Here is a 7,517-nt window from a genome sequence, read left to right as displayed (position 1 = left end):
CCCGGCCTGGAAACCCGCACCGCAGACGTCACGCGGGGTCTTGTCACACCCACCTGCAAGAATCAGAACAACCCCGACGCCACCGGCGCCGACCAGCCCCACACACGCCCGTCATGAAATATCGAGGTTAGGACGTTGTGAGCCTCGGGTCCTGTGCGCCTCCGACGGCATCACGATCGAAGTCGGGACGAGAGTGCCTGGGCAGCGATGGAACGTTGTCGCCGAACTGGGGATACTCGGATTGTTAAGCATCGGGACGAACTATGAGCATGCCTTGAGACCCACCTACACCCCACCCTACGTGTCAGGGTTGGGTGAGTCCACCGCGTTCGAGGAGGATCGCGTAGACCTGCAACGGCGGCTTGTCGACGAACTCGTCACTGTTGAGCACGGCAAACACCTCGGCGCGTTCGAGGTCGGTGAGCTTGTTCACCGGCTCGGGTCGCGGGGTGGCCGGTTCCGGGTCCGGTCGGCGCTGACGAGCGATCGCGCGTGTGGCGGTGGCCCGGGCCACCCCGGTCAGCGCCGCGGCCTGCCGGGTCGTGATCCCCTGCCCGGTCAGGTCCACATAGGTGTCCATCAGCGTTTCTTGCGCTGCGTGTCGGTGTCCGCGCTCTCGGAGATCTGCCCCAAGAGCGCGTGCAGTTTTCCCATGATCTCCAGCGCGGCCTCCGCGGTATCACGCTCCTTCTCGGCCCGGCGCAACTGCGCTTTCAGCCGGGCGTTCTCCGCCTGAACCGCACTGGGACGACCCACTGCCTCTCCAGGGCTCTTCCCGTCCAGCAGGACCGCGTCGCGTTGTTTACGCTATTCCGAGATCAACGACGAGTACAGACCCCTCATCTGTGCTGAGCCGCAATTGCCTCGAGCAAGGGCTGGTTGTAGCGGGATCGTCCTCCGGTTCGGTCACACACCGCGTGAACCATCTGGACGCACCGCTCTGCTAATCCGTGGTGCCATTATCTTCGTCTGTCCGGCTGCTGTGTCGCTGATCTGGGTGCTGTGCTGACGCAGCACGTTACGCAGCCCCACCGCCACCTTCTCCGGTTCGCGACCTGCCATCGCGGCCGCGAGCGCGGTGAGGTCGATGCCCGCGGCCTGCAGTCGGGTGAGGTCCGCTCGCACGGTCTCCCACCCGTCACATAACAGCGCTGGGTTCACGGCCTCGGCCCAGGGACGCCAGTCGACCTTCACCGCATGTCCCGGATGGTGGTGCGCCAAGGTCGCGGCCGCCACCGTGGCCGGCACCTTCGCCAGCCGCTTCCCCAACAGCGTGGTGTCGGCGCCGACGCGGTGGAGTTCGTCGAGTCGGCCAGCGAGCTCCGGCCACTGGCCCACCTCGGCCAGTCCAGTGAGATCGGCCCACCGCTGCCAGCGCTCGGCTGGGGGCTGGTCAAGGCGGCGACGCATCTCCCGTGTCTGTTCGTGGGCATGGCTGGCAGCCGTGGCCGGGGTGGTGGTCCAGGCGTTGACGCGCGCCATCAGGTGCCGGGTCTGCTCCTCCGGCACCACAGCCAAGTGTGGCTTCCATGTGGCTGGTGGGCGGGCGGCGAGGATCTCGGCGACCTGCCGGCCGGCCTCAGCAGGGGCGAGGAACCTGATCCGGTCACGGATCATCAGTTCCCCCTGGAGGGTGGCGGCCTGGGCCAGCGCGTCGTGCAGCGCGTCTCGGCCGTGCTGCTCGAGCAGCTGGGCCGGGTCGCCACTGGCAGGCAGCAGCAGCCGCCGGGGGTCGAAGCGGTGCTGCGCGAGCAGCCAGAACGTGTTCTCGGCTGCGACGTGGCCGGCGTTGTCGGCGTCGGTGGCGATCAGCGGCGTCGGTCCGCCCCGCAGCAGCAGCGTCTGTTCCGGAGTCAGCGCGGTTCCCAGCGGTGCGACGCCGATGTAGGCTCCGTGGCCGGCGAGGGTGACCGCGATCGCATCCATGGGGCCTTCCACGATCACCGGCACAGAATCCGGGGTGAGGAGGTGGTGGCCGTAGAGGGTGTCTCGTTTGGTGAACAGGGCGGTGTTGGGGCTGTTGAGGTATTTCGGGCCGTGGGTGTCGTCGGCGTCGGGGTGGCGTCGGGCGACGAACCCGACGATGAGGCCGTCGTGGGTGATGGGGAGGATGGCGCGGTCGCGGAAGCGGTCGATGATGGTGCCGTGGCGGGTGCGGGTGGCGAGGCCGGTGGTGAGGAGTTCGTCGGTGGTGAAGCCGTGTCGGCGGAGGTGGCTGACGAGGGTGGTCCAGCCGGCGGGGGCGTGGCCGGGGCGGTAGCGGGGGTCGCCGGTGAGGTCGTGGCCGAGGCGCTGGGTGAGGTAGTCCTGCGTCCAGCTGCCGGGGAGTTGGGTTTCGTAGTAGGTGGTGGCGGCTTCGATGGCGGCGGTGAGGCGTTGGGGGGTGTGGGGGGTGTCGGTCCATCGGTCGGCGGCGGCGAAGGCTTGGCGGAGTTCGAGGTCGGTGAAGTCGGCCTCCGTGCAGTCGCGGAGGCGGGCGGCGTCGTCGAGCGCTCGGATGAGGAGGCTGGGCCCCGTGGTGGGCTGGATGTCGTCGGGGGGTTCCTGGTCGGGATGCGGGGGCTCAGGCTCCTCGTCGGGGGCATTCTCGGTGAGGAGTGTGGTTCGCCAGAGGAGGGCGTGGCAGGGGTCGTCGAACCCCGCCTCGTCGATGTCGGCGGTGAGGAGCTCAGGGAGGTCTATGCCGTTGGTGGTGGCGTGGGTGAGGGCGTTGGCGAGGTGGGGCCACCAGGGGCTGGCTTCGAGGTCGGCGGCTTGCTGGTAGCCGAGCCGCTCGATCAGGGTGGTCTCCCACACCGGCACCAGACTCAGCATGTCGTCGGCAGCGGTGAGGTGGTGGTTGAGGCGCCAGGTGAGGGCTGCTGCCGGGTGTTGGGCGGGGAGGGGTCCGTCGGCGACGGCTGCTGCGAGGTGGGCGGTGACGGGGACCCCGGCGGCGTGGAGCGCGGCGAGGCGGTGGGTGAGGGTGGGGGCGTAGGGATCGTCGGGGAGGTCGGGGCGGATGTCTCGTAGCAGGTCGGTCCAGATGCCGGTGGGGTGGGCGGGCCGGATCCGGGCCAGCAGTTGCTGTTGCCAGTGGTGGGCGGTGGTGCCGAGTTGGGTTGGTCCGGTGGGGCGTCGGTCGGCGGGGTCGACTCGGCAGACGGCTCGCCAAGTTTCGATGTCGGCGACGGTGCGGCTGGTGAGGGTGTGTCCGGGCAACGCCCACACCGGTCGCTGATCGGCGGCGGCGGCAGTGGTGGCGACCTTCTGGGCGAGGTCGGCGACCTGATTGGCGCGGGCGGTGAGGTAGGGGCCCCAGTCGGGGTGGTTGGCGAGGGTGTCGGGGATGGGGGGTAGCCAGGGGAGGGGGCCGGTGTGGTGGGGGTGGGGGAGTCGCCAGGTGAGGACGGCGGCGGGGTCGGTGGCGGTGGCCAGTTCGCGGGTGTCGATCGCCTCACGGAGGGCTGCGAGGGGAGTGGTGTGGGTGTGGGCGGCGTGGTGGAGGAGGTGGGCGCGGAGGGTGGGCCAGGCGGGGCATGCGGTGAGGTTGTCGACCAGGTCGTCGGCGTGCTGGTCGAGGTCGTCGACGGCCTCTCGGTGGTGGTGTTCGATCGCGACGGTCAGCGCGTCGCTGTAGCGGGCGGCGGCGTCGCCGAGTCCGGTGTAGGGGTCGTGGGCGTGGCGGGCCTCGGTGGTCGCGGACACCGGGGTGGCGTCACGGGCCAAGATGGTTTCGAGGGTGTCGACGGCGGTGGCGGGCTGCAGGGTGGTGGGGTGGATGGGGGCGTTCTCGCTGGTGCCGTCGACCACGCAGACATACGCATGGTTCGTGTGGCGGCCGCGGGTGAGGGCGACGTAGAGCTGCTGGCGGGTTTCGGTGCCGGTGATGATGGTGTGGGTGGTGTCGACGGTGATGCCTTGGGCGCCGTGGATGGTCAACGCGTACCCGAGCTGCACATGCTCGGCCACGTAGCTGCTCGGCAGCTGCACGGTCTGGCTGGTGGTCAGGTGGGTGGCGTGGATGCCGCTGGGGGTGATGGCTGTGATGGTCCAGCGGTCGCCGTTCTTGACCCAGTCGCGGCTCCCGGCGCGGAGCCGGCGGTCGTTGAGGCGGGTGACGATCACGTCCCCGACCGAGGCCTGATTCCCATCGGCCAGGGTGACCTCGGGGCCGTGGCCGGCGACCAGACCGGTGGTGTGGCGGTGGTGTCTGGCCCACTGGTTGAGGTGGGTGACGTGGTCGCGGGTCGCGGCCAGCATGAGCGTGTCGCGGCCGTCGGCGACATCCGCGATCCACGCCGCGAGCGCCTCCTGGAGGGTGGTGTCGTCGGTGCCGGGGTGGATCCGATGGTGGTCGAGGTAGAAGCCGAGGGCTTCGGGGTGCCCGTCGCGGAGGGCGAGGGAGGCGGCGGCTTCGGCGGGGTCGGTGAACCGCATGATCTGGGTCAGGTGGAGGGCGCCGTGGGTGGTGGCGATGTCGCGGAGGATGCCGCCGGCGCCGATCGCGGCGAGCTGCTGATCGTCACCGATCAACCGCACCGACGCCCCCCGCCCCACCGCGAACGCGATGACGCTGGCGAGGCTGGGGGTGTCGGCCATGCCCGCCTCGTCGACGATGACCAACGTCCCTGGACCGACATGCCTCGCGGCTTGGGCGGGGTTGTGCTGGATGTCGTGGGCGAGTTTGGCCAGGGTGGTGGCCTGTCCGATGTGGTCGGCCAGGAGCCGGGCCGCGACCGCCGACGGGGCCAGGCCTAGCACGTCGCCGCCGCTCTCTTGCCAGGCGTCGGCCAGCACCGCCAGGGCGGTGGTTTTTCCCGATCCGGCTGCCGCCAGCGCGAGCTGCACCCGCCGCCCGCTGACAGCCATGTCGCGCACCAACTGGCACTGCCCGGCATTCAAAGTCACCCCGTTGGCGGTGGCGGCCAGCAAAGCGATCGACACCTGAGAATCCCCCGCTTGGCGCCCGTCCAGCATGGCGGCGGTGGTCAGGATCTGTTCCTCGGCGGCCACCACGGCGGTGGAGGTGAACCGCTGCGACCCGACCGTGACGTACATGGATTCGCCGGTGGAACGACGCAACACCGCCGGGTCGCTGACCGGATCCATCGCCCCGACGATTGGGAGGCAGAGCTGGGTGGCGGCCTGCAGGAGGCGTTCGGTGAGGTCGTGTGCCTGGTCGGGGGTGGTGGCCTGTTCCCGGGCCCGGCGGGAGGCTTCCGCGCGTAGATGCCACACGTTCCACGTCGCCCGCGCCGTCCCCATCCGCTGCACAATCTCACCGGCGGTCGCCGCAACCCAGTCTGCGGGGACGGCAGCAGCGGTTCGTGGGGGAGTGGTGACATCGGTGAGCATCCGGGCCACGCCGTGGGCGCCGAGGACGGCGTTGGCTTGCGCTGCCCACGCGCTTCGTTGCTCGGTGAGGCTGCGGGGTTCGTGCTTGGCTTGGCGGGTCTCCAGGGTGGCCTGCTGGGCCAACGCGATCGCCTCGACCGGCGTGGGCGGGCGGCTGTGATCGTGCTGGAACGCGACGGCGAGTTCGGCCTGCCGGGCCTCGATCGCCGCCCGCCGGCTCGACCACGCCTCCCGTAGGCGGGCGGGGACGCCGACGATTTCCCGCACCGGCCGCTTCGACGCATCGGCCACCGGTTCGGCCGCGAACCGCACTCCCAGACGCTGCGCCAGGTGGGCTTCCAGGGCGGTGTTGTACACCTCGGAGACACTCACCATCGCCGCGAACAACGGTCGGCCGTCGATCGCCAACCACGCCCCATCCAGCGTCTGGACCTTGTTCGCGATCGCCACATGCGTGTGGAGATTGGGATCCCCGGCCCGGGAATCGCGGTGCGTGAACGCGGCCCCGATCAGACCGGTGACCTCCACCTGCCGCACCCCGCCCGCGCCACGGCGGGAGAACAACACCTGCTCCTCCACAAACCGCAACGCGTCGGCCACCGCCGCGTTATGAGCCTCCTCAATCTGCGCGGCCACCTGAAGGGGGGTGACCGCCCACAGCGCTGAGACCGATTTCACCGGCGTGAACGTCACATCGAACCCCGCACACGCCGTATTCGGGTCCCGCGACAGCCGCGCCACCTCCGACGACAACTCGACCCCGCTCGGCGGCCGACCCATCCGCGCCACGAAACCCTCGATTGCGACCTCGCTACGGACCCGTGCCCGGACCTCCAACGGCACCGCCTCATCCGCCCCCAGACCCTGCTCCGCCGCCCAGACCGCGCATCGCGTTGTGACTTCCTGCTGGAACGCGCTCGCCGCGGCATGGATCCGAAACGGTGCCCCCACCCGGGCCGCGACCCGCACCTGCTCGCGCGTGGCGCCCACCGGCAGGGCCGCCAAACGGGCCGCCATGTCAGGGTGGAACCCTGCCCCGAACAGCGACTGCATCTGCTCAGCCGACACCGCCGACCCCGCCACCACCTCCAGCGACTGGAGGCCGGCGCCGACCCACCGGCCCGGCACCTCACCCTTGGCCGTGTAGTACGACGCCAGCGACGCGTGACCCTTCTCCGTGGAGTCCATCGCGGCGACCTGCCGAGTCAGGTAGTCATAGCCCGACCCGGCCGTCAACTTGTGCAAAGACGCCGTCATACCCCCTGAGAACCCGCACCCGACCCGGCCACAGGGTGTCCGAAAGTGCAAGAGGTGTGTGCGACTTCAAGGGGGAGGGGTGCCGGGCCACGCGCAGGACCGGTACGGGAGGATCGGATGCTCGTCGTAGGAGGGGAAGGACGGGGCTACTACTGCGGTCTGCTGGGCGATCGAGCCGCCGGGGAGTGGCTGCGGTCTAGTGCTCTCGCTGAGGTTGGGTGAGCCAGGTGGTGCTGAGGCGGGCGGCTTCGTACACCAGGGCGATCAGTTCCGGGCCGAGGACCTGGGGGCGGGAGCGCAGGTAGTGGTTGAGTCGGGCGCGGTTGATGACGTGGACGTCGTCAGGCTGATTCTTCACGGTGAAGGCGTTCGCGTCGACTGGGACGACGATGCCTTGGACGTTGACGGGTGTGCCGGTGGCGAGGGTCAGTAGTCGGGACGCTTTGCGTGCCTCGTGACGGCTGTTGCGGACGTAGGGTTGTCGGTGGCCGTTGACCATGAGGGTGTCGCCCCCGACCCAGATTCTGGCTCCGCGGTGGTACTTGGCGTTGATGGTGAACACCCCGCCGGGTCCGACGACCAGGGCGTCGATGTCGACGTCCTCGCTGACAGGGATCGAGTTGATGAGTTTCCAGCGCGGATCGGAGCGGATGAGGCGTGACACCTGCTCGGCGACCAGGCGCTCCCCGATCTCGCCCCGTTCCCAGGTCGAGTAGGCGTTCTTGCCGAGCCAGAATCGTCGCCACAGCGTGGGGCGTTCACCCGCTTCCCGGGCTGCCGCGACCTTGTCGGCCAACTGCTCCCCTGGTCGGTTGCTCGCAAGGTCGGTGACCGGCAGGCCTTGAAGCGCAGGGGACGAGTCGGCCTCCTCATCGGCAGGCGCGGACCACGAGGGCTGGGACAGGGCAGGTGCCGGCACGGGC

General features: G+C 69.9%; 4 protein-coding genes. All 4 read right to left on the bottom strand.

The window, feature by feature from the left end:
• Window positions 1–304: 304 nt before the first annotated feature.
• On the bottom strand, window positions 305–580 hold the full coding sequence (locus ACZK5D_RS16125) for a hypothetical protein (RefSeq protein WP_463666042.1): 276 nt from the start codon (window positions 578–580) through the stop codon (window positions 305–307).
• The gene (locus ACZK5D_RS16120) at window positions 580–756 is read right to left on the bottom strand and encodes a hypothetical protein (protein ID WP_463666041.1); all 177 of its coding nucleotides are present in this window, start codon (window positions 754–756) and stop codon (window positions 580–582) included. The genes ACZK5D_RS16125 and ACZK5D_RS16120 overlap by 1 nt, the downstream gene beginning before the upstream one ends.
• 150 nt (window positions 757–906) lie before the next feature.
• A complete protein-coding gene (gene mobF, locus ACZK5D_RS16115) occupies window positions 907–6,582 on the bottom strand; it encodes a MobF family relaxase (protein ID WP_463666040.1) in 5,676 nt (1,891 codons plus the stop codon).
• A 208-nt stretch (window positions 6,583–6,790) separates the two neighbouring features.
• A complete protein-coding gene (locus ACZK5D_RS16110) occupies window positions 6,791–7,513 on the bottom strand; it encodes a nuclease-related domain-containing protein (protein WP_463666039.1) in 723 nt (240 codons plus the stop codon).
• Window positions 7,514–7,517: the final 4 nt, after the last annotated feature.

It is taken from the genome of Tessaracoccus yangjingae, from assembly GCF_055326235.1.
Note: the sequence above shows the minus strand (reverse complement) of the source record. Positions and strands in the feature narration are given on the sequence as shown.

Excerpts from the sequence above, each read along its gene's own strand:
- ACZK5D_RS16125 (WP_463666042.1), bottom strand. The coding sequence starts at position 580 with ATGGACACCTATGTGGACCTGACCGGGCAGGGGATCACGACCCGGCAG.